The sequence below is a fragment of the Cupriavidus taiwanensis LMG 19424 genome (genome assembly GCF_000069785.1).
In the GTDB taxonomy this organism is placed as follows: Bacteria; Pseudomonadota; Gammaproteobacteria; order Burkholderiales; family Burkholderiaceae; genus Cupriavidus; species Cupriavidus taiwanensis.
This window is the reverse complement of the sequence record NC_010528.1, coordinates 835,392-862,085: the sequence shown is the minus strand read 5'-3', so window position 1 is coordinate 862,085 and position 26,694 is coordinate 835,392. Positions and strand designations below refer to the sequence as shown.

Here is a 26,694-nt window from a genome sequence, read left to right as displayed (position 1 = left end):
CGGAACCCACCATGTTTGGCGCACTCTTTGGCAAGACCAGACCAACGCCGGCGCCGGCGACCCATCGCACCCCAGCTGTCAGCACGACTGCCGAGGGCCTGCGTTACCCGTCGCCCGTCGACTCGGCCGAAGCCTGGCTGGCAAACCCGTTCGCTGTAGCCGAGCACCAGGACCTTGGTGCTCGGCTGGCCCAGCTGCACCAGGAAGGGTTGGGCCGGTGCGAAGGGGCGGCGTTTCTGCTGCCCTGGCACGACGTCTATGCGCTGCTTCGCCACCCCGACCTGTCCAGTTACCGCAATCCGCTCGGGATTCCCGCGGACACGAACGCACGCCCGCGCCTGAGCAGTCGTGGCGCAATTGCGGACGCCGGCTTTTCGATCCTGCTGGACGAATGGGTGGACCCGCAGGGGCGGCCACTTCAGCCCTCGCCCAAGCTGATCGGGCGTAGCCTGCACGCCGGCGCGACCGTGTCGCTGCTGCCGCCGCCCGTAGCCGCCCTACTCGACCAGATCGAGGGCTTCCATGCCACGCCGGCGGCCGAGCGCACGCAGCCGTTCAAGGAGCGGGCATTCGGCAACGTGCGCCGGCTCGCCACGGCAATCGGCTGTCCCGTTTCCGACTACGTCGCGCGCACGGTCATCCTAACGCCCGAACGTCTGCAGCTCGCGCTCGCGCGACGCGGCGAGGGCGAGGCGAGCGTCACGGAAGTCGTCCCCGGCTTCGACGACGCGCCGCCCCAGTGGCTCGCCGCGTTCGACCGCCTGCCGCTGCAGGACAGCTACGACGTTCCCGACGGTCCCTCGCTGGTGCGCGTGGTGCTGACACCCGACGTGAAGGCCGTGCTCGCCGAGGTCAAGCGCATGCCCGGCCGTCGCGTCGCAGGCCGTCGCGCTGAGGCATTCGTGCGCAATCCGTTTGCCCTGCTCGGTGAACACTCCCACGCCGTACTCGATGCCGACCAGTTCGAGCAAAGCCTGAGCGCGGCGGGCATTCGCTTCAAGCGGTTCACGCCGCACGCCGTACGGGCGGAGTCGGGCCAGCTGACGGCGGTCATGCTGCTGATCGAGGAAATTGGCGAGGCGGCGTCGCCGGCCAGTGACGCGCTCACCCTGACGTTCGCCACGCCTGACGAACTGGCCCGCTTCACCGGCAAGCTGGGCCGCTGCCTCGACGATGGCTCGCAATGTGTGACTTGGGGGCCGCAAGAACTGGAGATCCTGGGCGACACCCCTGCCGACCTGGCCACGCTCGAGACCTGGCTACGCGAATGGCACCAGCCCGCGCTGTGGACGGCGGCGGAAGTGCTGGATCTGAGCCACTATTCGGAGCGCATCGAGGACATCGGCACGGAAAAGCCCGTGGTGGTTCCGGTCATTGCCAGGCAGGACGAAGACGGCGGCTGGTTCGAAGACAATGCCGCCGCGGGGCTTCGGATCGATACGGGGGAGGATCGCACGCCGACCTTCGTGCCGGTGGCGTTCAGCGAGATTCCGTCGCTGCAGGCGGCCGTCGAAGCCGCCGAGGCGGCGGGCGCGACCGACCTGCAACTGCCGGGCCTCGCCGACCCGGTCCCTGTCATCGAAGCCCGCCGCGCCGTCGACGCGCTGCTGGCCGCGCAGGCCGCGCTCAGGCGTGCCGAATTTGATCCGTCCGGCGGCGGCTCCGGCGGTAGCGCCAAGAAGCGCCTGCTAATCAAGCACAACTTCGAGGCACTCGACTACACCGAAGCGCGCGCCGACCGGCTGCAGATGCCCGACGGCCAGGCACCGGACCTGCCGCAATCGCTGAGGCCGGAGGTCGCGCTGAAGGCCCATCAGCACGTCGGCATCGCGTGGCTGCAGCATCTTTGGGATGCCTCGCCGCATCACTGCCGCGGTGCCGTGCTGGCGGACGACATGGGGCTCGGCAAGACGCTGCAACTGCTGACATTCATGGCCGCCTGCTTCGAACGCGACCCGTCGCTGCCACCCGCGCTGGTGGTGGCGCCGGTCGCCCTTCTGGAAAACTGGCGCAGCGAACTGAGCCGCTTCTTTGCGCCCGAGATTCCGGCGCTGACCCTGTACGGCGATGCGCTGCGCGCGCTGCGCGTGAGCCGGCACGAGCTGGACGAGGAACTGCAGGCGCAGGGCGTGACCCGGCTGCTCAAGCGCAACTGGATTGGTGACGCCCGGCTGGTCCTGACGACCTATGAGACGATGCGGGACCTCGAATTCGCCCTGGCGAGCCAGCAGTGGTCGATCATGGTCTGCGATGAGGCGCAGAAGATCAAGAATCCTGCCGCCCTGGTGACGCGCTCGGCCAAGAAGCAGAAGGTCCGCTTCCGGATCGCCTGCACCGGCACGCCCGTGGAGAACACGCTGGCGGACCTCTGGTGCCTGTTCGACTTTGTGCAACCGGGCATGCTCGGCGCATTGAGCCACTTTTCCCGCACCTATCGCCAGCCGATCGAAGCCAAGACCGACGCGCAGAAGGCCAAGGTGGAGGAACTGCGGGCGCTGATCCAGCCGCAGATCCTGCATCGCAAGAAGACCGACGTCGCCAAGGACCTGCCCGCCCCGGTGGAGCACACCCCGTGCAAGCAGCTGCCGATGTCCGGCTACCAGCACCGCCTTTACGAAGGCGCCCTGGCGACGCTGCGCGAGCAGCGCGACACCAACCCGTCGGCGCAGTTGCAAGCGCTGCACGCCATCCGGCAGATCTGCTCCGACCCGCACGGGTTTGCCGAAGCCGGCACGCGCGACCTGGCGATCGAGCGGCTGGTCAACGAATCGCCGAAGATGGGCTGGCTGATCGAGCGGCTGAAGGCGCTGGCGGCCGAACGCTCGGGCAACCACAAGGTCATCGTCTTCTGCGAGTTTCGGGAACTGCAACTGCTGCTGCAGCGCGTGATCGCGGCCTTCTTCGGCTTCGCGCCGGATATCGTCAATGGGGATACGTCGGCCGACCCGCGCGTGGCGCACAGTCGCCAGCGACTGATCGACCGCTTCCAGGACCAGCCCGGCTTCCACGCGATCATCCTGTCGCCGCTTGCGGTCGGCTTCGGCGTGAACATCCAGGCCGCTAACCACGTCGTCCATTTCACGCGCACTTGGAACCCGGCCAAGGAGGACCAGGCCACGGCGCGCGCCTATCGCATCGGCCAGACCCGCACGGTCACGGTGTACTACCCGGGCGTGATCAGTGCGCAGTTTCCGAGCTTCGATGTACGGCTGGATGCGCTGCTCGGGCGCAAACGGGAACTGGCAGCCGACATGCTCAACGGGTGCAGCGATCTGAAAGCGGCGGACTTCGCGGACTTCGGTTGAATGCAGGATTGGCACACGTTGTCGCACCGGCGCTCGCGACAGGCCCCACCACAAATGTCCGGCAAGATTCTCACCGAGCTAAGGAACAGCCAGTCGTCTGCTGCGCAGACCGCGTGCCATATCGTCCCGCGCTGATTGGTTCGGTGTTGCGCGCCCTTTGGCACACCACCAACGGGTGGAATCGCCCCGAACCTCACCGCTTAACTGGGGCAGCATCGAACCGGCGCATTGGGATGCGTTTGATAGGGATCGATAAGGGCCTGGACACGCTCCGCCGTCGACGGCCGAAATCGGCTGCGGGTCCAAACAGTCGTTGCAAACGGATTATGGAATCGCTAACCAGCAGCCGTGCACTCGGCTCGTGTTTAATAGCCCGGCGCACTGTGAGGCCCACCCTATATCTGGGCCGGTCACCATGGGTGGCCCTCTCAACCCGGCATGTCAAGTTCTTCTTACGAAGGGCGATGGTGCCCGCTTTCAGCATTCAGAATGATGACGTGTCCCCACAGATCGCTCACCGACTAGACCCAGGATATTGGAAAAGGATGAAGATATGAGCCTAGTAGTACTCGCAATTGGCGCTGCTCACGCTATTCCTCCCATTCTGGGTGCAGCCCTGGGCAAGTCTAGGACTGGCGTAATGATTGGAGCCGCTGTAGGCACTCTTATTGCGTTCGCCTCGGGAAATCCCGCTTTCGTTTTTGTGGACTTGCTTGGGCTCGGACTCGGGACAAAGTTAGGTCTATCTATCGTCAAAGGGGCAAAGGCCGACGCGCAATCTCACAGGGATCTCAGCCGGGCCACCGACGACCTCGCGGCACTTGCGATGGACGGGGCCAAGGTTGTGGTGGCCGGCGCCACGGTCGCCGGCCGTAAACTTGGGAGGGGCCTCGTAACGGTCGGCAAATGGGGCCTCTTCACTGTGATAGTGGTTCTGATGTTCGTCGAGCGCGGGGTCATTAAGGATGTGATGACACATCGCGACCCACCTCCTGCGGTGCGCCCAACGAGTTACAGCTCGCCAGCGCCAACGCCCGTTTCGCCAGATACAAGTGCCTCGATTGACTCCTACAATGCGGCGGTGTCACGGCTGGAGCGGCAATATCCGAAAATCGACCCAAATTCGCCTCTCTATCAAGCAACGGCCACCAAGCAAATCCGAGCCAGGAGAGACGAACTCATGGTGTTAGGCATGCCGAGAATCGTCGCACTAGAGCAAGCGGTTAAGGAAGCCTTTGGCGCACCCACTGTCAATAACGCACCGGCTACAGTCAGGCCCAGTGTAGTAAAAAAAGAAACCGCTGCCGATCGAGCTGAGCGGCAGCGAAAAATCTATGAGGCTGTGGACGGCCTTGGCACCTATCACGGCTACTGAAGGGGCTGAACCCGGCTGTCGAACAAGGCCCCCGGGCAATTGGCGATGAAGCAGCGATCGGATCCTGTTCGATGGCGGGCCCGGTGCTGAACACTAGTCCCAACGCTCGCATCATTGCGTCGATACATGACCCCGAATGCGCGCGGCGATATCGATAACATCCTCTCGGAACGAGAACTTTTCCCCGTTCTCAAGGCCCATTCCGCTCAAATGTGGATAAGCAAGAAACAACGTGCCGCCGAAAAAAACGTCTTGTAGAAAGACAGGTTGTCGTCGGTCCAGATTTAGCCCGTAGACGCTCTCGGCAAATCCGATAGCTGGGTTACCGTGAAATAAAATCGCTTTTGGTCGACAAAATTGGATGAGAAGCCGCAACGCATCATGATGACGAGTACGCTCTTCCATAGGAATCGCTTGGCGCCGCTTAGTCGGATACCAGCAGGCATTGGTGACCAGGCAGTCCTCTCTGCCGAGCAGATTGAGCAGGACCTTTAAGTTGACCGTGGTACCCTTCGACTTTGCCGGGCCGCGAGCTGACGTGTAAATTTTCTGGAATTTTTCCGTATCGCGAGTCAAGCAATCCCAGTAGCTATCGTAACTTTCGAATTGGTCTCGCAATGGCGTAGCTGGGTTGGTACCCACGATGAAAATTGTCGCGGCCTTCCAGTTCCTGTTGGGAGCGAAGGGGCGCAGATAGCCGCCCGTCTCCCTACGACAGTACTTCTTGAGTTGGGTCTCGAAGTCAGTCGATAGCGCTGCTAGCGCTGGAGAGTTTGAAGGGACTGTGGATGACTTCAATGTCTTGCTCTGTGGTTGAATTGCACTTGCGCATCATACAGAAGACAGGCGGTAGACCGGGCGACGCCAAGTAAGCCGTCGCCTGCCCGGATATTGCCGAATCGAACGTCCGCAACGTCGAACACACCGAAGCGAGACTCGGTAGATTGACTGACCGTTTGCGTGGCAGTCGACCCTAGTTGGAACTAGCCCGCATGAGACAGTAAGCCTGAAAGCGGTCATTCGATCGTTCCGGATGCATTTTTGCCTCAAGAACACAAGCCGCCGATTCACTTCTTCAGCGCGAGCTCCTTCGTCACGGGATTGCCGATATCAAATACGGTGTTGACGCCCGCTCTTTTCTGCTTGCGCAGCTCTTCCTTTCTGACGAACTCCCTTCGGTGCATCTCAAGATATTCAGCTTGAGCGGCGGTAGGCGTCACGCGCAAGCCACCGATGAATCCCAGCTTGTGTAGGTCTTCGGCGCTCAGCGACTCGGACACGAGGGCCGCCCCGGAGGGCGTGTATGAGATGAGATATCGGTCGTATAGCGCATCCAAGTTTGCTGACAGGAGCAGCCCATTGTTCTCATCAACGCGCTGCTCATCGGTTTCGCACCGGCCCCATGCGAGTGAATGTGAAGCTCGTAACGCCGCAGAAAGGCCCAGGCCGCTCACCGCGCACTGGCCCCCAAAGAGCCGCATCAAATCATCACGATAGCGCCCCTGCCCCCTTCTCGCCTTCGAGACCCTCTCGTACATCGCTGCGCCTAAGCTTGGCCGGCGCTTCTGCAGCTCAGCCCATACACGCTCCTCAAGGGCCTCTTCCGAGTCAACTTCGGGCGGCTGGTAGGATGAACACAGGGCAGCCGTAATGGCGCGCACCAATACCATCGCAGAGTGGTGCTCGCTCACTCGAAGATATTGCTCTTCAACCCCATCTTCTCGCTGCCCCTTAGGTTTCTCAGGAGTCAAATGAAGATGTGCGACAGGTAGGCCTGTGGCTTGGGCCAGCGCAGCAAGGTCAAACCCAATCGTCTTGCGATTGCGGGAGCCACCTTCCGACATCAGAAACGGGATTCCGAGGAGAAAGTCCATTCGCTGCATATCGTTGGGCTCGTACCCAACATAGTGGCACTTGCCTGGTCCTTCTTCCCATTCGACAACAATAGTCTTGCCGTTCTCTGAAAGGCCGCGGCCGCTCGACCGAATCTTGAAACCCTCGCGAGCGAGTGCGGCCAGTAATCGGCGAGTTCGTGAACAGGCGGCGAGCCGGTCTCCGTTGTACCCGCGAGACGTAAGGCGGGCGAGAAGAGCAAGACCTTCAGCTTCAAGGTCATCGTCTAAGTCTGAGTGTTCTAACATGGAGTGCGTGGGAACGGGAATATGTGAGCATATCGTGTTGCCAACACATTCGGTCGTGTGGCCGATGCTACTGTCCAACGCTCGAACCGTTGCAACTTCGCTAGGCAGCGCGCAAAGCACGGCCTAAATTGGGATACAGCCGCCTTGGTGCGACCGCTTCTATAAGGCCGGTATTAGTGTCGAGAATAAGCCATTTCGACAACAGCAATAGCCGTCAGGCGTATGTCCTCAGCCCGGACGCCGCCATGGGAAAATTCGGAGTCCTTCGGCGGCAACCGCAGATCAGTGCCTAGGGTCGAATCAAAATTCGCCACCCGACTTCAACGGATCGATTTGATCGGCGATGGCAAGGGCCCAAGCGGCCCATGCTTTGCGGTCGCCGTTGAACGCCCGGCCTGCCACGGCTGCCGGCGTGTCGTTGACCTGCTGGACGTAGTGTCGGATCTGGTCGGCTTGCTGATGCGCGCTGACCTGCGCGAGCAACCGTGCCACCCGATCGGCTTCCGCCTGCGCGAGGCGGTCGCGCTCGCGTTGCTCCGCCGCCTCGCGACGCTGGTGTTCCTGCTCGAGCGCTTGCTGGTAGCTCCGGCAATCCATTTCGTAAAAGAACTGGCGTCCTTTCCGAAGCTGCCGTTCGCCCGCCCAGACGATGGCGATCGCGATCTCGCGGAGCTGGCTTTCGAGCTTGCCCGTGGCGCCGTCGCACCAGAACAGGCGCTCTTCCGCTTCGCCGTGTTGCCATCGGGCTATCTCGATTTCCATCGCCATCGGTTCGCGATCCGGGTCTTTCGCCGCCGCGCGCCCACGGGGTCGCAGCTTGATGGCGGCATCCACCGACATCGCGATCGCGAATCACCTACGCGCACATGAGTCTCGCGTGCCTCCCGGCCACGGATCGTTGGTTGCACATCGAATTGAAACAGCACTGTCAACAGGTTACTGAGGAAACATAGGCGGCGCCGCTCGAAGCGACTGCAAAGCGTGGGCCATCCCAGGAAGAGCCGGATTTCGCTTGCTGCTTGCGGCGCGCCTCGTCTTCCAAGAGCAGGAGCGCAATCATTGGATGGGGGTGATCCAGCGTCGGGTCGAAACGAAACCGCTTCGGAAAGGCCGCGACAATTCGCGCTTTGACCTGATCCAAAGTCTCTTCGTAAACCGGCGGCGCAGGCGGGGTGGTGGCAACGGGCCTATTACCCGCGTCGGGGGGAGCGTGCCGAGATCCCGAACCGACTTTTATCAAGTCAGAGGCACCGGGTCCACGGGGTGGCAGGGGCGTGGGGCTCACGTGTTTCCCCGCGTTTCGTTTGGCCCAATAGCCGCGGGGCGGCAGCGGGACCCCGCCACGACGGCAGGCTTTCGCCAGACCCACGTCGGACACCTGCAAGGTTTTCGAGACCACCGTGATCGGCTCGGCCCAGATTCGCTCGTAGAGCTGCTGACGCGTGAAAAGATAAGCCATGGTTTACTCCGCCTTACCCGCGATCTCGCGGGGGATCGCGCCATCCCCCTACTTGATGGTCGTCCCCGGCGTTAGAGGCCGGGAGTCTGGATGTGGATTTCAACTGGATGCAGCTGCTGCATGATCCACTCCTTCAGGTATCCAGCATGTCCCACTCGTCTCCGAGAATCCAGCGGAGCGCCGACAGCTTGCCGTTGATCATTCCCCACTCGAAGTCGTCCCACGGACCGAGATTTTCGCTTCCGACCTCGTCTTCAGTCCTTTTCGCAGCCGCGAGGGCACCTCCCCAGACCGAGGCGAGTATCTGGTCGGACCGATACGGGTTGCGGCTGTAGCCCTCGTTGGGCACGACCTGGACCTCGCCGGTTTCGACTTGATGTCGAAGATTCCAGTGACGGTTGTACCAAACCTGCCGGAACAGGAGGTGCTCGGCCTCCAGTATCTCTTGCAGGCGTCGCGCCTCCTGGGAGTAGTTGAACTCGAAATCGTGGTCACCGAGCAGCTCAGCACTGTAATCCTTCAAGAACTCGACCATCGAGATCCAGTAGGCGGACTTTGGCGCTTCGAACAGGTGCACGAGGTCGACGTGCGGCTTGCGGAAGTCGCCCTCCGCGTCGCTGAAGTCCTTTGTGTTATGAGTGACGAAGGCGCACGACGTGTCGTCAGGCGCCGCCGACACGACGTCGGCGTACATCTCGACGAGGATGGCATCGCCCACGCTGTTCTTCGCGCGGTGATATGGGGCCCGCTTCGCCAGCGCACGCTCCGTGACGCGCTGCTTGACGGCGTCGCTGGCCACGAGCGCGGGAGCGCGGCGCAGAAGCCGGTCGATGCGTCCCATCAATTCGCCCACCGCGTCGCCATCGACGCCGATCCGGTGGTCAACCTCGTTCAGGCCAGCCAGCAGGCTGGGTTTGCGCTCGGCATCCCCGAACTGATTGACGGCCTGCCTGACCAGCCGGAAGTGCGACTGCAGACCGCGCCTGGCGTCCTCGATGACGCGAGCCTGGTTTCGCTCGAACTCGTCCAGCACCAGCTGGGGCACGACCAGTTCCACCTCGCCACGTCGGACCAGATCTTCGAGTACGCCGATGACTGGCTGCTCGCGAAAGTTCTTCGCAAGGTCCAACCAGACGCAGGTATCAACCAGAAGCCGGATTGCCATGCCGTTCCTCGTTCAGGGGAGAAAGCGGGGATTCTACGAGAGGCTGGGGGCCTGCCGCATCACCTCATGCCAGCGCGACCCAAATTGGTAGCCCCATCGGTAGCTGGAACCAATTTGCCTCGATCAATCCAGGCAGAAAGCCAAGCCTGGCAAGGGTTTCAAGGCATTCCCCGGAACAGTACGACATCATCCTGATGTGAAGCGGCCGGCGCGCTTTTCCGCCACCGCCATAGCGAAACAGCCCGCCAACTGGCGGGCTGTTTCGCTTTACGGCCGGATCACCACGTGCGGGCTGATCACCAGCGCTGGTTCGGGCTGGTAATACACCGGCGGAGGCGGCGGCGGCTGGTACACGACCGGGCGGTCCTTGCACTTGCGCTCTTCCTTGTATTCGCCATTGCCCTTCCACTTGCGCTTGATCTTGCAGTTGCCGACCCAGAATTCTTCCTTGTAGTCGTCGCCCTTGTAATAGCGGCCATGGTGCCGCCCATAGTACCGGTCGTCGTCGTCCCAGTCGTCGTCGGCATGGGCGGTGGCGCAGAAGGTGCCAAGGAGCACGGGCAAGACCACGAGGGATACCAGGAGGCGGGGTTTCATGTCGGAACGGGCAAGAACAGGTTGGGGCGAGGCTAGCACGCGGGTGCGCATCGCAGTGTTTCAAGCTGTTTAAGAACGTAACCGCAATGCATGGAGGCACCTGTCCGATGCTGCGGGCTCCGGCATTCTGGACTCGGGAATGGCCCTAACCCATTTCCGTTTGCCATCCGCTATAACTAAACGGAGGTAGTCAGCGGCCTCCGCGCGGAGGCCGCACCCGGCTGTGCGCAAGAGCGGTTCCGGTGCGGCACGGCCGGTCGGCAAGCAAGGAGTCCGGCATGAACGCCACGAACCATGGGGCCTGTGTGCTGGCCCTCCTGTTATCGGTGGCGTGCGCGCCATTGCCGATCGCCAGGCGCGCACCGGCGCCGCCGCCCCAAGCCAGGGTCGAAGTCCCCGAGGCGCCCAAGGAGCGCGCCACGCCGATCGCCCCCAAGGTCATCAACCTTGCCGCGGCGTGCAAGCGCACCGAGGAAGACGGCTTCCGCGAAGACGCGCTGATGGACGTCCAGGCCAACGAGGTGCGCGCGCTGAAATGGAAGCTGTGGGTATCGCGGCGCGGCAGCTGCGAATTCAACCTGGTGCAGTTCCGCCAGGTCCGCCAGACCCCGCACATCGAGCTGCAGGCGATCGACGGCAGCCAGTGCAAGCTGCTGGTCTGGCAGGATCCGCGCCGCGTCACGCTGGCGCATAACCGTTGCGAGAAGTACTGCACGCCCGGCATCTACGAGCAGGCGTGGCCGGTGCTGTTCGATCCCAAGAGCGGTGCCTGCGCCGAGGTGCGCTGAGCCCGGGCGCCGCGGCATCGCGGCGCCACGGCCGCTACTTCGCCTTCGGCACCCGCCCCATCAGGTAGAACTCGTCGTTCGGGCGCATGCCGATGGTATTGGCCATGCGGTTGGACAGGCCGAAGAACGCGGTGATCGCGGCGATATCCCAGGCATCCTCGTCGGAAAAGCCATGCGCGCGCAGCGCATCGAAATCGGCCTCCCCGACTTCATGCGACGCGGTGCAGACCTTCATCGCAAAGTCGAGCATGGCGCGCTGGCGCGGCGGGATGTCGGCCTTCAGGTAGTTCACCGCGACCTGGTCGGCGACCAGCGGCTTCTTCTCGTAGATGCGCAGGATCGCGCCATGCGCCACCACGCAATACAGGCACTGGTTGGCGGCGGACGTGGCCACCACGATCATCTCGCGCTCGCCCTTGGTCAGGCCGCCGTCCTTGAGCATCAGCGCATCGTGATAGGCGAAGAAGGCGCGGAACTCGTCGGGACGGTGCGCCAGCGCCAGGAACACGTTGGGAACGAAGCCGGCCTTTTCCTGGACCTCCAGGATGCGCGCGCGGATATCGTCGGGGAGGTCGGCCAGCGGCGGGATGGCGTAGCGGCTGATCGGGAATGCCGTGTCTGACATGGTGGTCTCCGGTTTGGGATTGGCGTCATCGTCGTGAGGCTTCTGCCACCAATACTAACGGATCGCGCGCAAGCCGGCGGACCGCATGTCGCCCATCCATCGCACGGACAGATGTCCGCCGGATCAGGCATACTACGCACCTTCCGAACCAGGCGGGCCCCAGACCGCGCTACTGTTCCCGATGAAACGTATTCTGATCGTCAAGCTGACCTCGCTCGGCGACATGGTGTTCACCCAGCCGCTGGTGGCTGACCTGCAGCGCGCCTTTCCCGGCGTCAAGATCGACTGGATCGCCGACTCCTACTGCGCTGACGTGCCGCGCTGGAACCCCAACATCGATCGCGTGATCGCCGCGCCGCTGCGCAGCTTCAAGAAGGCGCGCAGCTGGGCCGGCCTGCGCGAGATCTTCGCTGCCCTGCGCGCCTTGCGCCGCGAGAAGTACGATGCGGTGCTGGACGTCCACGGCGTCTACAAGAGCGCCATCGTCAGCTTCCTCGCCCGCACCCGCCATCGTTATGGCCTGCCGGTGCAGGAACTGGGCGAGAGCGGCGCGCGCTTCGCCTACAACCATGTGTTCCAGCCCTTCGTGGAAGAGGATTGCGCGCGCAACCGCATGCGCCGCGCGGTCAGCCGCGCGTTCGGCTACGAAATGACCCGGGAGATGGAGTACGGCCTGGAAATGCCGGCGGACACGCCCGCTGCCGCCGCCAAGGGCCCGTACGCGATGCTGTTTCACGCCACGTCCAGCGAGGAAAAGAAGTGGCCGGTTGCCGACTGGATCAGCGTCGGCAGCGCCATCTCGGCGCGCGGCCTGCGCGTGCTGGTGCCCTGGGGCAATGATGCGGAGCGCCTGGAAGCCGAGACCATCGCCGCCAGCGTGCCCGGCGCCGAGGTGATGCCGCGCATGAGCATCACCGGCGTCGCGCAGATGGTGGGCAAGGCGTCGCTGGTGGTCGGCATGGACACTGGCTTCGTGCATATTGCCGACGCGCTGCGCCGGCCGACGGTAATCCTGTTCACCAACACCTCGCGCCACCTGTACGGCGTCGATGCGCCGGGCCGCGCGGTGTCGCTGGGCGGCGGCGGCGTGGTGCCGCAACGGGCCGAGGTGCTGGCGGCCATCGACGAGGTGATGCCGCGGGTCACTTCGAACAACTGATCCCCCGGGCACGGGAATGAAAAAGGGCCGGCGCAAATGCGCCGGCCCTTTTGCTTGATGAGCGCCGCCCGCCTAGTGGCTGGCGAACTGGATCCGGTGCAGCCCGGCGTACAGGCCATTGGCCGCGAGCAGCTGCGCATGGGTGCCGGTCTCGGCCACGCGGCCATGGTCGAGCACGGCGATGCGGTCGGCATTCTCGATGGTCGACAGCCGGTGCGCGATCACCAGCGTGGTGCGGCCCTTCATCAGTTCCTCCAGCGCTGCCTGCACCTGCCGCTCCGATTCCGAGTCCAGCGCCGAGGTGGCCTCGTCCAGGATCAGGATCGGCGCATCCTTGTACAGCGCGCGCGCGATCGCCAGGCGCTGGCGCTGGCCGCCGGACAGCTTCATGCCGTTGTCGCCGATATTGGTCTGCACGCCCTCGGGCAGGCCCTTGACGGTTTCCGTCAGGTAGGCCGCCGCCAGCGCGCGCTCGACGCGGTCCATGTCGATCTCGCTGCCGGGCTGCGCGCCATAGGCCACATTGGCCGCGACCGTGTCGTTGAACAGCACCACGTCCTGGCTGACGAAAGCGATCTGGTTGCGCAGGTCCTTCAGCGCCAGCTCGGTCAGCGGCACGCCGTCGAGCAGGATGCGGCCGGAAGTCGGATCGAAGAAGCGCGGCACCAGGTTCACCAGCGTGGTCTTGCCGCTGCCCGACGGGCCCACCAGCGCCACCACTTCGCCGGGACTGACGCGCAGGTCGATGCCCTCCAGCGCGGCGCGCGGCGCCTCGCCATAGCGGAAGCCGACCTGCTCGAAGGCCAGTTCGCCGCGGGCGCGCGCGAGCGGCTTGCCGCCATCCTGCGGCTCGACCGGTTCGTCGATCAGCCGGAAGATCATCTCGGCGGCGGTGATGCCGCGCGTCAGCGGCTGGTTGATGTCGGTCAGGTGCTTGAGCGGCGAGATCAGCAGCAGCATCGCCATCACGAAGCCGGTAAAGCCGCCCACCGTGGTCTGGTTGGCCTGCGCCTGCACCATCGCGATGGTGATGATCACCGACAGCGCCAGCGCGGCCAGGAAGGCCGTGACCGGCTGGTTCAGCCCGCCCGCCACCGCCATGCGCATCGAGTAGTTCTTGAGCCGCTCGGCCACGGTGCGGAAGCGCTGCAATTCGTAGGACTCGCCGCCATGCAGCTTGACCACCTTGTAGCCGCCCACGGCCTCTTCGACGACATAGGCGGCATTGTTGGTATAGGTCTGGTGATCGCGGTTGAGCTTGCGCAGCCGGCGGTTGATCTTCGACATCAGGTAGCCGATCACCGGCAGGATCACCGCCACGATCAGCGTCAGGCGCCAGTTGGTGTAGAACAGGTAGATCAGCAACGCGACCACCGTCAGCGAATCCCGCACCAGGGTGATGAACACGCTGGTCAGGATCTGCAGCACCTGGTTGACCTCGAAGATCACCGCATTGATCAGCGACGCCGCGGTATTGCGGTGGTAGAACGATGCCGGCGCCTGCAGCAGGCGCTCGAACATCTGCAGCCGCATCTTCAGCAGCACGCGGTTCGAGATCAGGTTGAGCAGGTAGCCCGAGGCAAACTGCGCCACGCCCCGGATCAGCGCCACGCCGGTCAGGATCGCCGGCACATGCCACAGCGTGCCCGCATAGTCGCCGCCGAAACCCTTGTCGAGCAGGTCGTTGACGACCTTGGGGATCACCCCTTCGCTGGCGGCCACTACCGCCATGGCGAGGATGGCGCCGATAAAGATGCGCAACTCGGGGCGCAGGTAGGACCAGAGCCGGCTGGCCATGCTGGACGGCACGGCGGCACCTGGCGAAATGGGCGGTTTGGATGTGGTCACTGAGTTTTCTTCTGGGTGAAGGCGGCGTTGCTGCGGCAGGACACGGCGCTAGCCCGGCCGTTTCTGGCGCGCAACGCGCAAAAAGGGCCTGACGAAGACCTGGAACAGGAAACGCTGGTAGACATAGCGGCGCAGATAATAGCCGACGCTGCGGCGCGCCTTGTCGGTGGCGTCGAGGTCAGCGCGATGCGTTTCCAGCGACGAGGCCTCGGCCAGTTCGGTCAGGCCGATGCAATAGGGCACCACGGCGCGGACCGAGACCAGGCCGCGGCGCTCGAACGCGGACCAGTAGTCGGCGGCGCACCAGGTCGGCTGCAGCCCCGCGACCAGTCGCTCGGCCGCGGCACGGGTGACGACATAGCCATGCGCGCGCCACCATTCGCCATAGCGCCGCACCAGCTTGCGCTGGCCCAGCGGCTTGATGCCCCAGCGGGTGAATTTGTCGACATGCGACAGCAGCACCACGTCGGCACTGTCGGGATCCATCTTCGAGGCCAGGGCCTCCAGCACCGCCGGCACGTCGTCGCCCAGCAGCGCGTCGTCTTCCAGCACCAGGGCCAGGCTGGCGCCGTCTTCGAGCATCTTGCGGTAGACGCCCAGATGGCTCAGCGCGCAGCCGATCTCGCCGCGGCTCATCGGACGATAGCTGGCGCTGGCGGCCTGCGCGTCGTAGCGGCGCGCGACCTCGTCCTCTGCCAGGGCGCGCCCGTTCACGGCGGGGAACACCTGGAACGGCACCCCCAGGCGCGTCAGCTGGCCCGCGATGCGCTGGCGGCGCGCCTCGGCGGCTTCGAGGTTGATCACATAGGCGCCGATCATGCCGGCACCGCCCATGCGTCCTTGCCGCGCCGGCGCCAAAGGGAGATCGATGCGGCACACGCCACCAGGGATACAACGGTTTCCATCCCTGTGAATCGGGACCAATGTGCTCGTGTCATCAATTTGGCAACTGAGATTTCGCTTCGGCGGGCCCGGCGCACCCGGTGCGGACCGGCCAGGAAGCGCCAGGCGGCTGCTGGGCCACTGCGCCGGTGCGGTAGAATACGCGCTCTTCCATCAGCGCCCGGCTGGCGGCGACGCCGGCGGCCTGCCGGGCTGGCCCGGACGGGGCGCGCCCCTACGTTCCATGAAAGTCTCCGCCGTCATCATTACCAGGAATGAAGCTCACAATATCGGGCCATGCCTTGAAAGCGTGTCCTGGTGCGAAGAGGCGATTATAGTGGATTGGGCCAGCACGGACGACACGGTGGCGATCGCGCGTGCCGCGGGCGCCACCGTCATCCAGACCGAGGACTGGCCCGGCTTCGGCCCGCAGAAGAACCGCGCGGTCCAGGCTGCCAGCGGCGACTGGATCCTCAGCCTGGACGCCGACGAACGCGTCCCCCCCGCGCTGCGCGATGAAATCCTGAAGCACTTGCACCAAGCCGAGGCCCAGGCGCTGGCGCTGCCGCGCCTGTCCGCATTCTGCGGCACCTTCGTGCGCCATGCCGGCTGGTATCCCGACTACGTCACCCGGGTCTTCCGCAAGGGCCGCGGCCGCTTCACCGACGATCTCGTGCACGAACACCTGAAGGTCGACGACCCGGTCACGCGGCTGCGCGAGCCGCTGATCCACTACAGCTACCGTTCGCTGTCGGACGTATTGCGCAAGATCGACAGCTATTCCAGCGCGGGCGCGCAGCAGGCCTACGCCCGCGGCAAGCGCAGCTCGGTGGCGTCGGCGGCGGGCCACGGCCTGTGGGCGTTCGTGCGCACCTACCTGCTCAAGCGCGGCTTCCTCGACGGCAGCGCCGGCTTCGGCGTCGCGCTGATGAATGCGCAGGCCAGCTACTACAAGTACGCCAAGCTGGCGCAGTTGCACGCCGCCGCGGAAAACAAGGCCGCCGGCTGAAGCACGCAACCCGGCCGCGCCGCCCTACCCTCTACCTTCTCGATCAATGAAAGTTGGCATCTCCTGCAATCGCTTCGGCGCCGGCGGCGGCCTGGAGCGCTACGCGCTCGACATCAGCCGGGCCATGGCGAAGCGAGCCGATACCGAAGTCTCGGTCTACGCGCGCCGTTTCGACGCCGGCGTGGCGGCGTCGGCGGGTGTTGCCGCGCATCGGATCGTGGTGTCGTGGCTGCCCGGCAAGCTGCGCGACCGCTATTTCTCGTGGCGGCTGCAGGCGCACCGCGATGCCGGCGAAGTGCTGATCGGATGCAACCGCGTGCGCGGCTCCGATATCGCCATCTGCGGCGGCACGCATCGCGGCTACCTCGCCGCGCGCGGCACGCCGGCGCGGCGCTCGGACCAGTGGCAGATCGATCTCGAAAGCGCGCAGTATGCCGGCGCGCACCGCGTGGTGGCGCATTCCGCGCTGATGCGGCGCGAAGTGATCGAGCTGTACGGCATCGCGCCCGAGCGCGTCGAGCTGGTCTACCCGCCGGTCGACACGCAGCGCTTCACCCAGGTCGATGCCGCCGCGCGCGCGGCGCTGCGGCGCGAATTCGGCTTCGGCAACGACGAGATCGTGTTCCTGTTCCCGTCGTCGGGCCATGCGCGCAAGGGCTTCGACCTGCTGGCCGATTATTTCTCCCGCTCGGACCTGCCGATCACGCTCGCCGTGGCCGGCCGCCCGGTCGGGCGCACCATCCCGCGCGTGCGCGAACTGGGCTACAGCAGCCGCATCGACGCGCTCTACCGCGCCGCCGACTTCACCATCCTGGCGTCGGGCTATGAGCCGTTCGGGCTGGTTGGGGTGGAATCGGTGCTTTGCGGCACGCCGCTGGTCTTTGCCGACAATATCGCCTGCCTGGAAGTGATCCGGCCTCAAGCCGTGCACGCGTTCTCGCGCGAGCGCGGCGAGACCCTGGACCAGGCCATCCGCGCCGCGGTGGCGTCGGTGCGCGGCGGCCAGGCGCGGCTGTCGAACCCGCTGGCGCTGCTCGACTACGATCCGGATATCGAAGTCCACGTCGACACCCTGCTGCGGCTCGCTGCCGACGCGCGCGCCGCCCGGCACGCATGACGCAGCGCGCGACGGGAATGCAGGGGCCGCTTATTCGTAGACTGTGCTGACGGCATCCGCTGACAGCACCTGGCGCAGCGCGGTCAGCGCCTCGTCGGAAGGCACCACCTGCCACTCGGGGCCGAGCATGGCTTCGCAGCTGGCCGCCTTCGCCTCGTAGCGGATCCGCACCGGCAGCCCCTGCATGCCGCTGGCGCGCGCCAGGTGAGGCATCAGCAGCTCGCGCAGCATGCCGGTCGAGGAATTGCCGTTCATCGACAGCCGCACCGCGCTGGCAAAGCGCACCCGCGCGGCGACCAGGTCCATCACCGATTCGGCGGTAAAGCGAACCCCGCCCGTGAAGGTATCGTGGCGCGCATTGCCGGTGGCGATCAGCAGTTCGTCCTCGCGGAACATCTGCCGGTTGGCGTCGAAGACCTCGTTGAACACGGTCATCTCGACCAGGCCGGTGCCGTCGTCGAGCGTGACGATCAGCATCTTGCCGCGCTGGGTCATCTGCGTGCGCATGCCGCTGATCACGCCGGCAATGGTCTTGCCGCGCACGTCGCGGCCGAAGCCGCCGCCGTTGCCCTGCACTTCCTTTTCCAGCCCGGCCAGCGTGCCCTTGTTGAAGCGGCGCACCTCGTCGCGGTAGGCGTCGAACAGGTGGCCCGAGAAGTAGTAGCCGAGCGCCTGTTTTTCTTCCTGCAGCGTGCGCTTGGGGCTCCAGCGCGGCTCGTCGAGCAACTCAGGGCGATGCGCATCGCCGGCATCGCCCATCAGGTCGAACAGCGACACCTGGTTGGCCGACTCCGCCTTCTGCTCGGCGGCTTCCATCGCGATCGGCACCGACGCGAGCAGCTGCGCGCGGTTGTCGTTGAGGCTGTCGAAGGCGCCGGCGCGGATCAGCGCCTCGATGGTGCGGCGGTTGACCTGACGGCGGTCGACGCGCTCGCAGAAATCGAACAGGTCGGTGAACGGCCGCTCCTCGCGCGCGCGCAGGATGTCTTCGATCGCGCCCTGGCCGCTGCCCTTGATGCCGCCCAGGCCGTAGCGGATGGTCTTCGGGTCCGTCGGCGCGAAGCGGTACTCGCTGGCGTTGACGTCGGGCGGCAGCACCGCGATCTTGTTGAGCTTGCAGTCCTCGTAGAGGATCTTGACCTTGTCGGTGTCGTCCATGGCCAGCGACATGTTGGCTGCCATGAATTCGGCCGGATGGTGGGCCTTGAGCCAGGCGGTGTAGTACGCCAGCAGCGCATAAGCGGCCGCGTGCGACTTGTTGAAGCCGTAGCCCGCGAACTTTTCCATCAGGTCGAAGATGTCGTCGGCCTGCTGCGCGGACAGCCCGTTCTTGTCGGCGCCCTCGCGGAACATGACGCGGTGCTGCGCCATTTCCTCGGGCTTCTTCTTGCCCATCGCGCGGCGCAGCAGGTCGGCGCCGCCGAGCGAGTAGCCGCCGATGATCTGCGCCATCTGCATCACCTGCTCCTGGTAGACCATGATGCCGTAGGTCTCTTTCAGGACGGGTTCGACGCGCGGATCGGGATACTCCACCTTCTCGCGGCCGTGCTTGCGCGCGCAGAAGCTGGGGATCAGGTCCATCGGACCCGGGCGGTACAGCGCCACCAGCGCGATGATGTCCTCGAAGCGGTCAGGCTTGGCATCCTTCAGCATGCCCTGCATGCCGCGGCTTTCCAGCTGGAACACGGCGACCGTGTTGGCGGTCTTGAGGATGTCGAAGGCAGGGCCGTCGTCGAGCGGGATATGGCTGCAGTTCCAGTCGGCCTTGCTCGGGTCCAGGCGGCGGATATAGCGCTCGGCCCAGTCCAGGATGGTCAGCGTGGTCAGGCCCAGGAAGTCGAACTTGACCAGGCCGGCGGCCTCGACGTCGTCCTTGTCGTACTGGCTGACCACGCCGCTCATGCCGTCGTTCTGCCCGCCCTGCGTGTACAGCGGGCAGAAGTCGGTCAGCTTGCCGGGCGCGATCAGCACGCCGCCGGCATGCATGCCGACGTTACGCGTCATGCCCTCGACGCGCTGCGCCAGCTCCAGCAGCTGGCGCACTTCTTCCTCGTTGCGCTCGCGCTCGGTCAGCAGCGGCTCTTCTTTCTTCGCTTCCTCGATGGTGACCAGCTTGCCCGGCTTGAACGGGATCAGCTTGGCGATGCCGTCGACGAAGCCGTAGCCGAGGTCGAGCACGCGCCCCACGTCGCGCACCGCGGCCTTGGCGGCCATGGTGCCGAAGGTGGCGATCTGCGACACCGCATCCTTGCCGTACTTCTCCTTCACGTAGGTGATCACGCGATCGCGGCCGTGCTGGCAGAAGTCGATGTCGAAGTCGGGCATCGAGACCCGTTCCGGGTTCAGGAAACGCTCGAACAGCAGCGCGTACTTGAGCGGGTCGAGGTCGGTAATGCCCAGCGCATAGGCGACCAGCGAGCCCGCACCCGAGCCGCGCCCCGGGCCCACCGGCACGCCGTTGTTCTTGGCCCAGTTGATAAAGTCGGCCACGATCAGGAAGTAGCCGGGGAAGCCCATCTTGATGATGGTGCCGGTCTCGAACTCCAGCCGGGCGTAGTATTCGGGGCGCTTCGCTTCGCGCACCGCCTCGTCCGGGAACAGCACCGCGAGGCGCTTCTCCAGGCCTTCCTTGGCCATGAACACCAGGTAGTCGTCGAGCGACATGCCGTCCGGCGTCGGGAACAGGGGCAGGCGCGGCTTGCCCAGCTCCAGCGTCAGGTTGCAGCGGCGCGCGATCTCCACCGCGTTCTCGAGCGCCGAGGGGATGTCCGCGAACAGCGCGCACATCTCGTCCTGGGTCTTGAAGTACTGGTCGGTGGTGAAGCGCCGGGTGCGGCGCGGGTTGGCCAGCAGCTCGCCCTCGGCGATGCACACGCGGGCTTCATGCGCGGTGTAGTCGTCCGGCGTCATGAACTGCACCGGATGCGTCGCCACCACCGGCAACTGCAGCGACGCCGCCAGTTGCACCGCCTGCTGCACGTAGGCGTCGGTGCCGGCGTGGCCGGCACGCTGCAGCTCGATGTAGAAGCGCTGCGGAAACACCGCGGCCCAGTGCTGCGCGGCACGGCGCGCGCCGTCGGCATTGCCGTTGGCCAGCGCCATGCCGATGTCGCCGCCCATCGCGCCCGACAGCGCGATCAGGCCGGTGGCCAGCGGCAGGTCGTCCTCGCCCGGTTCCTGGAACCAGGCCGGGTCGATCTCGGCGCGGCCGCGATGCTGGTTGCCCAGCCACGCGCGCGACAGCAGCATGCACAGGTTCAGGTAGCCGCGCCGGTCCTGCACCAGCAGCAGCAGGCGCGCGGGCTTGTCGCGGTCCTCGGCGTTGGTCAGCCACACATCGGCGCCGACCACCGGCTTCACGCCCTTGCCGCGCGCTTCCTTGTAGTAGCGGATCAGGCCGAAGGCGTTGGCTAGGTCCGTCAGGGCGAGCGCGCCCATGCCATCGGCGGCGGCGGCCTTGACGGCATCATCGAGGCGGACAATGCCGTCCACGATGGAGTATTCGGAATGCAGGCGGAGGTGTACGAAGCGGGGTGCAGACATGGGCGACATTGTACCGGCTCGGCCCGCCCGCATGCCGCCAATGTTGCGTGCTACCGGAGCCGGCGCGCGGGGGCGCATAGCTGATTGGCGTGCTGGGGAATGGGCCACGCGCACGGTCCGCGCACGCTATAATTTCGCCTTTCCAATCAGGCAGTTATCGCAAGCTGTCGGCGCCCCTCGGGACGCCGCCGCGGCGGCGCAGTCTCCCATGCAGATCGTCAATATTTCCGCTTACAAGTTTGTCTCGCTGGACGACATCGAGACCCTGCGCCCGGCCATGCGCGAGCGCTGCGAGGCGGCGGGCCTGAAGGGCACGATCCTGCTCGCGCCGGAAGGCATCAACCTGTTCCTGGCCGGCCCGCGCGAAGCCATCGACGGCTTCATGGCGTGGCTGCATGCCGATGCGCGCTTTGCCGATATCGCCCCCAAGGAAAGCCTGTCGGAGAACCAGCCCTTCAAGCGCATGCTGGTGCGCGCCAAGAAGGAAATCATCACCATGAAGATGCCGCTGATCCGCCCGGAAGCGGGCCGCGCGCCGTCGGTGCGGCCGGCGGACCTGAAGCGCTGGCTGGACCAGGGGCACGACGACGAAGGCCGTCCGGTGGTGATGCTCGATACCCGCAATGATTTCGAAGTGGCGGTCGGCACGTTCGAGAACGCGGTCGAGTATGACATCGCCAAGTTCAGCGAATTTCCCGACGCTGTCGCCGCGCACAAGGCGGAACTGGACGGCAAGACCGTGGTGTCGTTCTGCACCGGCGGCATCCGCTGCGAAAAAGCCGCGATCCACATGCAGGAAGTCGGCATCGAGCGCGTCTACCAGCTCGAAGGCGGCATCCTGAAGTACTTCGAGGAAGTCGGCGGCAGCCACTATCGCGGCGACTGCTTCGTCTTCGACTACCGCACCGCGCTGAACCCCAGCCTCGAACCGGCCGGACCCAAGCAGTGCTTTGCCTGCCGCGCCGTGGTCACGCCCGAGCAGCAGCAAAGCCCGCACTATGTGGTCGGCAAGAGCTGTCCGCACTGCATTGGCGGCAAGGACCGGGCGGCGGCTTAAGCGGCAATGCAGCTCCGATAACGCATCACCTTCTACTGTCATTCCCGCGCAGGCGGGACAATGCGCGGATGCGCAGGTGGCGGCTCAGGCCGCCAGCAGGTGGTAGAGATTGCGCAGCATGCCGGCGGTCGCGCCCCAGATAAAGCGCTGGCCGCCGTTCTCGCGCGGATAGGGCATGGCGTAGAACATGCGTTCGCCGTCGACCCAGCGGAACAGGCGCCGCTCATGGTGCGACGGGTCCATCAGGAAGGCCAGCGGCACTTCGAACACATCGGCCACTTCCGAAGCATCGGGCCGCAGCGTGAAGCCATCGCGCACCAGGCCCACCACCGGGCTGACGTGGAAGCCGGTGCCGGTGATGTAATCCGGCAGCGCGCCCAGCACCTCGACATAGTCGCGGGCCAGCCCCACTTCTTCCTCTGTCTCGCGCAGCGCGGTGTCGATGCGGTTGACGTCCCACGACTCCTGCCGCCCGCCAGGAAAGCTGATCTGCCCGGCATGCGCGCTGAGGTTGGCGTTGCGCTGCGTCAGCAGCACCGTCAGGCCATCGCTGCGCTCGACCAGCGGCACCAGCACCGCGGCATCGCGCAGCCCGCGGCTGCGATCGTAGACCCGCGACTCGTCGGTCAGCTCGGGCGCCCATGCCGGCGGCGCCTGGAAGCGGTGCCGGATAAAGTCCACCTGCAGGCGCGGCGCGCTCAGCGCACCGTTGCGCAGGTCGGTATCGATGACGGGAAGGGATTCGGGATCGAAGGCGGGACGCATAACATCGCAAGTATGACAGAAGCGCGCCATCTGGCGCCGCAGCAAAGCGCGGCCGGTGGACCCGCGCGGCCATGCAAAAAGGGCACCCTGGGGTGCCCTTCCTGAGGAAACGCTGGCCGGGTCGCCCCGGCCGGCATGTCCGGCTTACTCCGCGGCCTTGGCAGCGGCGGCAGCCTTCGACACCAGCTTTTCCTTGATACGTGCGGACTTGCCCGAACGCTGGCGCAGATAGTACAGCTTGGCGCGACGCACGTCGCCGCGGCGCTTCACTTCGATGCCGGCGATCAGCGGCGAGTACAGCTGGAACGTACGCTCCACGCCTTCACCCGACGAGATCTTGCGCACGATGAAGGACGAGTTCAGGCCGCGGTTGCGCTTGGCAATCACGACGCCTTCGTAGGCCTGCACGCGCTTGCGGTTACCTTCCACCACGTTGACGCTGACGACGACGGTGTCGCCGGGCGCGAATGCGGGGATGGTCTTGTTCGCGGTCAGGCGCGCGATCTCTTCCTTCTCGATCTGTTCGATGAGGTTCATCGTTTTTTCTCCGTAACCATCATGCCGGCGTTGTATGCCCCAGGACTTCCCGGGCCCCGGCAGAGGATGGGGTTTTACCTGGCGGGAGTTTCCCCCCGCCCTGCCTTCGCCGCCCACTCCGACAGGAACTTCTCGTCGGCGCGGGTCAGCAAACCTTGTTCGCGGGCCGCCTCGATCAGGTCGGGACGCTTGCTCGCGGTATTGGCCAGCGCCTGCTGGCGCCGCCATTTTTCAATCTCGGCATGATGGCCACCGAGCAGGATGTCGGGGACCCGCACGCCTTCGTATTCTTCCGGCCGGGTGTAATGCGGGCAATCCAGCAGGCCATTGACGAAACTGTCCTGCACCGCCGACTGCGCGTCGCCCAGCACCCCGGGCAGGTGGCGCACCACCGCGTCGATCAGCGCCATCGCCGGCAGTTCGCCGCCCGACAGCACGAAATCGCCGAGGCTGATTTCCTCGTCCACGCGGCGGTCGATCAGCCGCTGGTCGATCGCCTCGTACCTGCCGCACAGCAACACCAGGCCTGGCCGCCGGGCCAGTTCCATGACCTTGGCATGCGTCAGCGTCTTGCCCTGCGGCGACATCAGCACCACATGCGGCTTCGCCACGCCGGCTTGCGCCTGCGCCGCCACCGCGGCATCGATGGCGTCGTCCAGCGGCTTGGCCAGCATCACCATGCCGGGACCGCCGCCGTAGGGCCGGTCATCGATGGTGCGGTAGTTGTCGACAGTGAAATCACGCGGATTCCAGCTGCGCAACGCATACCGCTGCTGCTTGGCCGCCCGGCTGGTAATGCCCCAGTCGGTCAGCGCACGAAACATTTCGGGAAACAGCGTGATCACATCGAACTGCATCCGCTCCCTCCCTTCCTTATCCCGCAGCTACGCAGGTACAGCTCAGTAATCGAGTCCCCAGTCCACCACGATGCGCTTGCCCGCGGTATCCACCTCGCGCAGGAACGCGTCGACAAATGGAATCAGCCGTTCACCGGCCTTGCCGTCGGGCTGCACGAAGGCAACCTGCAGGATCTGGTGGGCACCGTTGTCGATCAGCCCGGACACTTCGCCCAGCAACTCGCCTTGCTCATTGCTGACGTTGCAGCCGATCAGGTCGACCCAGTAGAACTCATCTTCGTCCGGCGCCGGAAAATCCGCGCGCCGGATCCACACGCGACGGCCACGCAGCGCTTCCGCCAGATTGCGGTCGGCCACGCCGGCAGCCTGCGCCACCACGGTGCCGCTGTGCTCGCGCGACTGCGCGATCTTCACGCAGACGGGCTGGGACCGCGCCGCGTCGGCCGCCACCAGCCCCGCCTGCGGCGGGCTCAGCAGCCACCAGCGGCGGGCATGCAGCAGCGCCGACGCGTCGTCGGCATGCGGCTGGACCTTGATCCAGCCACGAATGCCATAGGCAGCGCCGACATAGCCCACCTCCACCAGGTCTTCCGGCAGGGGTTCGGCATACAGCAGCGCCGCGGGCAGCCTGAGCGCCTTGGCGGGCTCGCCCTGCGGCCGGTTCATGGACCGGTTCAGCGGCGGCCGCGTCGGCCGCCCGGCGTCCTGCTTTCGCTCAGTCACGTGTGCGTATGTACCAATGCAAACGCGCCCCGCCGGTTATGGCAAGGCGCGTTGCAGGCGGCAATCAGGCAGCAGCCTTGGCGCCTTGCTTGACCAGGCGGGCAACGGTCGGCGACAGCTGGGCGCCAACGCCTTGCCAGTAGGCCAGGCGGTCTTGCGCCAGGCGCAGGCCTTCTTCACCTTCGGCTGCCAGCGGGTTGTAGAAACCAACGCGCTCAATGAAACGACCATCGCGACGGCTGCGCGAGTCGGTGGCGACGATGTTGAAGAACGGGCGCTTCTTGCTGCCGCCGCGAGCCAGACGGATAACGACCATGGAATGATTCCTCAGAAAACGGGGTGTTCAAGGGCGTTCGAACACGAAACACAAGAGTATAGCCCAATTCCCGAGGCCAAACAAACACTTAGGCGGTTGACGCGTGAACGCGGCGCAGGCATCGTGGCAAAAACCGCGACAGGAGGCCAGTCATGCGTCCCGCTCTGCACTTCATGCTTGGCATGGTACCCCGCACGCTGCGGCTCGCCATGGTCCTCGCAGCGAGCCAGCCCGCGCTGGCCGCCCTGCCGCTGGACCAGTTGCGCCTGCCGCCCGGCTTCCGCGTCGAAGTGCTGACCGACGACGTGCCAGGCGCGCGCGCCATGGCCATGTCCCCGTCCGGCACCCTCTTCGTGGGATCGCGCAGCGAAGGCAAAGTCTATGCGGTCAGCGATGCGCTGGGCGCGCGCCCGCGGGTGCGCACCGTGGCCACCGGGCTGCGCAATCCGCTCGGCGTCGCCTTCCATGACGGCAGCCTGTACGCGTCCTCGGTCTCGAAGATCGTGCGGCTGGACCAGATCGAGGCCCGCCTGGACCAGCCGCCCGCGCCGAGGGTGGTGAGCGACCGCTTCCCGTCGGACGGGCACCATGGCGGCAAATTCATCGGCTTCGGGCCTGACGGCTACCTGTACGTCGCCACCGGCGCCCCGTGCAACGTGTGCGAGCCTGATGAATCCCGCTATGCCAACATCGTCAGGATGAAGACCGACGGCAGCGGCCTGCAGGTGGTGGCCCGCGGGGTGCGCAACACCGTCGGCTTCGACTGGCACCCCGCCACGCGCGAACTGTGGTTCACCGACAACGGCCGCGACCGCATGGGCGACGACGTCCCCGACGACGAACTGAACCGTGTCACCGCGCCCGGCCAGCACTTCGGCTACCCCTACTGCCATGCCGGCAACGTCGCCGACCCGGAATATGGCGGCAAGCGTCCGTGCTCCGAATTCGTGCCGCCGGTGGCGCGCCTGGGCGCGCATGTCGCCGCGCTGGGCATGCGCTTCTACACCGGCACGCAATTCCCGCCGGACTACCGCAACAATGTCCTGATTGCCGAACATGGCAGCTGGGACCGCAGCGAGCCTTCGGGCTACCGCGTGGTGCGCGTGGTGCTGGACGGCACCGGCAAGGCGGTGCGCCAGGAAGTGTTCGCACAAGGCTGGCTGCGCGGCGGCAAGGCCTGGGGACGGCCGGCCGACGTGCTGGTCGCGCCGGACGGTTCGCTGCTGGTCAGCGACGACCATGCGGGGGCGATTTACCGCATCCGCTACCAGCCCTGAATCCGGCGGAAAGCCCCGCCTGGCGGGGCTCTGTGCGTGCGAAACAATCCGTTACACCGGTAACGGGATTGGCATAGGCGCCCCGATGCCCCATGCGTACCATGAACCCATCTTCCAACAGCAACACAGCGCGACAGGACCCTGGGAAT

At 65.4% G+C, this 26,694-nt stretch carries 23 protein-coding genes; 8 read left to right on the top strand and 15 right to left on the bottom strand.

Translation table 11 applies throughout. The features are described 5' to 3' along the window. Window positions 1–11: 11 nt before the first annotated feature. A complete protein-coding gene (locus tag RALTA_RS03975; protein ID WP_012352136.1) occupies window positions 12–3,305 on the top strand; it encodes a DEAD/DEAH box helicase in 3,294 nt (1,097 codons plus the stop codon). A 640-nt stretch (window positions 3,306–3,945) separates the two neighbouring features. Then, on the top strand, window positions 3,946–4,680 hold the full coding sequence (locus tag RALTA_RS30175) for a hypothetical protein (protein ID WP_157877106.1): 735 nt from the start codon (window positions 3,946–3,948) through the stop codon (window positions 4,678–4,680). A 111-nt stretch (window positions 4,681–4,791) separates the two neighbouring features. Here RALTA_RS30175 and RALTA_RS28990 read toward each other — a convergent pair whose 3' ends face one another. The 6 genes from RALTA_RS28990 to RALTA_RS03955 all read right to left on the bottom strand — a co-directional run bounded on the left by RALTA_RS28990 (window position 4,792) and on the right by RALTA_RS03955 (window position 10,042). Then, a complete protein-coding gene (locus RALTA_RS28990) occupies window positions 4,792–5,322 on the bottom strand; it encodes a uracil-DNA glycosylase family protein (protein ID WP_157877105.1) in 531 nt (176 codons plus the stop codon). Between the two features lie 425 nt (window positions 5,323–5,747). Continuing rightward, a complete protein-coding gene (locus tag RALTA_RS28855; protein ID WP_157877104.1) occupies window positions 5,748–6,554 on the bottom strand; it encodes an HNH endonuclease in 807 nt (268 codons plus the stop codon). A gap of 567 nt (window positions 6,555–7,121) precedes the next feature. Further along, window positions 7,122–7,661 (bottom strand): hypothetical protein, encoded by a 540-nt coding sequence (locus RALTA_RS03965; RefSeq protein ID WP_012352131.1) that lies wholly within the window; start codon window positions 7,659–7,661, stop codon window positions 7,122–7,124. An 88-nt stretch (window positions 7,662–7,749) separates the two neighbouring features. Further along, window positions 7,750–8,280 (bottom strand): hypothetical protein, encoded by a 531-nt coding sequence (locus RALTA_RS30170; protein ID WP_012352130.1) that lies wholly within the window; start codon window positions 8,278–8,280, stop codon window positions 7,750–7,752. Window positions 8,281–8,413: 133 nt separating this feature from the next. Continuing rightward, entirely contained in the window at window positions 8,414–9,445 is a 1,032-nt protein-coding gene (locus RALTA_RS03960; protein ID WP_012352129.1) for a PIN domain-containing protein, read from the bottom strand. A gap of 267 nt (window positions 9,446–9,712) precedes the next feature. Next, window positions 9,713–10,042 carry a hypothetical protein gene (locus RALTA_RS03955; protein ID WP_012352128.1) on the bottom strand — a complete coding sequence of 110 codons (330 nt, stop codon included), beginning with the start codon at window positions 10,040–10,042 and terminating at the stop codon, window positions 9,713–9,715. A 278-nt stretch (window positions 10,043–10,320) separates the two neighbouring features. Between RALTA_RS03955 and RALTA_RS03950 the strand changes: the two genes are divergently transcribed. Further along, window positions 10,321–10,830, top strand: a complete 510-nt coding sequence (locus RALTA_RS03950; protein WP_012352127.1) for a hypothetical protein — start codon at window positions 10,321–10,323, stop codon at window positions 10,828–10,830. Window positions 10,831–10,864: 34 nt separating this feature from the next. On the opposite strand, the gene RALTA_RS03945 is transcribed toward RALTA_RS03950, so the two are convergent. Next, the gene (locus RALTA_RS03945; RefSeq protein ID WP_012352126.1) at window positions 10,865–11,455 is read right to left on the bottom strand and encodes a peroxidase-related enzyme; all 591 of its coding nucleotides are present in this window, start codon (window positions 11,453–11,455) and stop codon (window positions 10,865–10,867) included. 181 nt (window positions 11,456–11,636) lie between these two features. On the opposite strand from RALTA_RS03945, the gene waaC reads away from it, so the two are divergent. Continuing rightward, the gene (gene waaC, locus RALTA_RS03940) at window positions 11,637–12,614 is read left to right on the top strand and encodes a lipopolysaccharide heptosyltransferase I (protein ID WP_012352125.1); all 978 of its coding nucleotides are present in this window, start codon (window positions 11,637–11,639) and stop codon (window positions 12,612–12,614) included. Window positions 12,615–12,686: 72 nt separating this feature from the next. Here the strand turns inward: waaC and msbA are convergent, their stop codons facing one another. Continuing rightward, window positions 12,687–14,411: a lipid A export permease/ATP-binding protein MsbA gene (gene msbA / locus RALTA_RS03935; RefSeq protein ID WP_172583139.1), complete on the bottom strand. Its 1,725-nt coding sequence runs from the start codon at window positions 14,409–14,411 to the stop codon at window positions 12,687–12,689. A 99-nt stretch (window positions 14,412–14,510) separates the two neighbouring features. After that, window positions 14,511–15,281 (bottom strand): glycosyltransferase family 25 protein, encoded by a 771-nt coding sequence (locus tag RALTA_RS03930; RefSeq protein ID WP_012352123.1) that lies wholly within the window; start codon window positions 15,279–15,281, stop codon window positions 14,511–14,513. 307 nt (window positions 15,282–15,588) lie between these two features. Here RALTA_RS03930 and RALTA_RS03925 point away from each other — a divergent pair, with 307 nt between their 5' ends. Both RALTA_RS03925 and RALTA_RS03920 read left to right on the top strand, forming a co-directional pair. After that, entirely contained in the window at window positions 15,589–16,353 is a 765-nt protein-coding gene (locus RALTA_RS03925) for a glycosyltransferase family 2 protein (protein ID WP_012352122.1), read from the top strand. A gap of 46 nt (window positions 16,354–16,399) precedes the next feature. Further along, a complete protein-coding gene (locus RALTA_RS03920) occupies window positions 16,400–17,470 on the top strand; it encodes a glycosyltransferase family 4 protein (protein WP_012352121.1) in 1,071 nt (356 codons plus the stop codon). Between the two features lie 30 nt (window positions 17,471–17,500). Here the strand turns inward: RALTA_RS03920 and dnaE are convergent, their stop codons facing one another. Next, entirely contained in the window at window positions 17,501–21,013 is a 3,513-nt protein-coding gene (dnaE, locus tag RALTA_RS03915) for a DNA polymerase III subunit alpha (RefSeq protein WP_012352120.1), read from the bottom strand. 208 nt (window positions 21,014–21,221) lie between these two features. Between dnaE and RALTA_RS03910 the strand changes: the two genes are divergently transcribed. Next, entirely contained in the window at window positions 21,222–22,070 is an 849-nt protein-coding gene (locus RALTA_RS03910) for a sulfurtransferase (RefSeq protein ID WP_012352119.1), read from the top strand. Window positions 22,071–22,154: 84 nt separating this feature from the next. Here RALTA_RS03910 and RALTA_RS03905 read toward each other — a convergent pair whose 3' ends face one another. From RALTA_RS03905 to rpsP, 5 genes are all read right to left on the bottom strand, one after another. After that, on the bottom strand, window positions 22,155–22,835 hold the full coding sequence (locus tag RALTA_RS03905; protein ID WP_012352118.1) for a CoA pyrophosphatase: 681 nt from the start codon (window positions 22,833–22,835) through the stop codon (window positions 22,155–22,157). 144 nt (window positions 22,836–22,979) lie between these two features. Continuing rightward, window positions 22,980–23,372, bottom strand: a complete 393-nt coding sequence (gene rplS, locus RALTA_RS03900) for a 50S ribosomal protein L19 (RefSeq protein ID WP_012352117.1) — start codon at window positions 23,370–23,372, stop codon at window positions 22,980–22,982. 74 nt (window positions 23,373–23,446) lie between these two features. Next, window positions 23,447–24,229: a tRNA (guanosine(37)-N1)-methyltransferase TrmD gene (gene trmD / locus RALTA_RS03895; protein WP_012352116.1), complete on the bottom strand. Its 783-nt coding sequence runs from the start codon at window positions 24,227–24,229 to the stop codon at window positions 23,447–23,449. Window positions 24,230–24,271: 42 nt separating this feature from the next. Beyond that, window positions 24,272–24,895 carry a ribosome maturation factor RimM gene (gene rimM / locus RALTA_RS03890; protein WP_012352115.1) on the bottom strand — a complete coding sequence of 208 codons (624 nt, stop codon included), beginning with the start codon at window positions 24,893–24,895 and terminating at the stop codon, window positions 24,272–24,274. 121 nt (window positions 24,896–25,016) lie between these two features. Beyond that, window positions 25,017–25,268: a 30S ribosomal protein S16 gene (gene rpsP, locus RALTA_RS03885; protein WP_012352114.1), complete on the bottom strand. Its 252-nt coding sequence runs from the start codon at window positions 25,266–25,268 to the stop codon at window positions 25,017–25,019. Window positions 25,269–25,420: 152 nt separating this feature from the next. Between rpsP and RALTA_RS03880 the strand changes: the two genes are divergently transcribed. Then, entirely contained in the window at window positions 25,421–26,545 is a 1,125-nt protein-coding gene (locus RALTA_RS03880) for a PQQ-dependent sugar dehydrogenase (protein ID WP_012352113.1), read from the top strand. The last annotated feature ends 149 nt before the right edge of the window (window positions 26,546–26,694 follow it).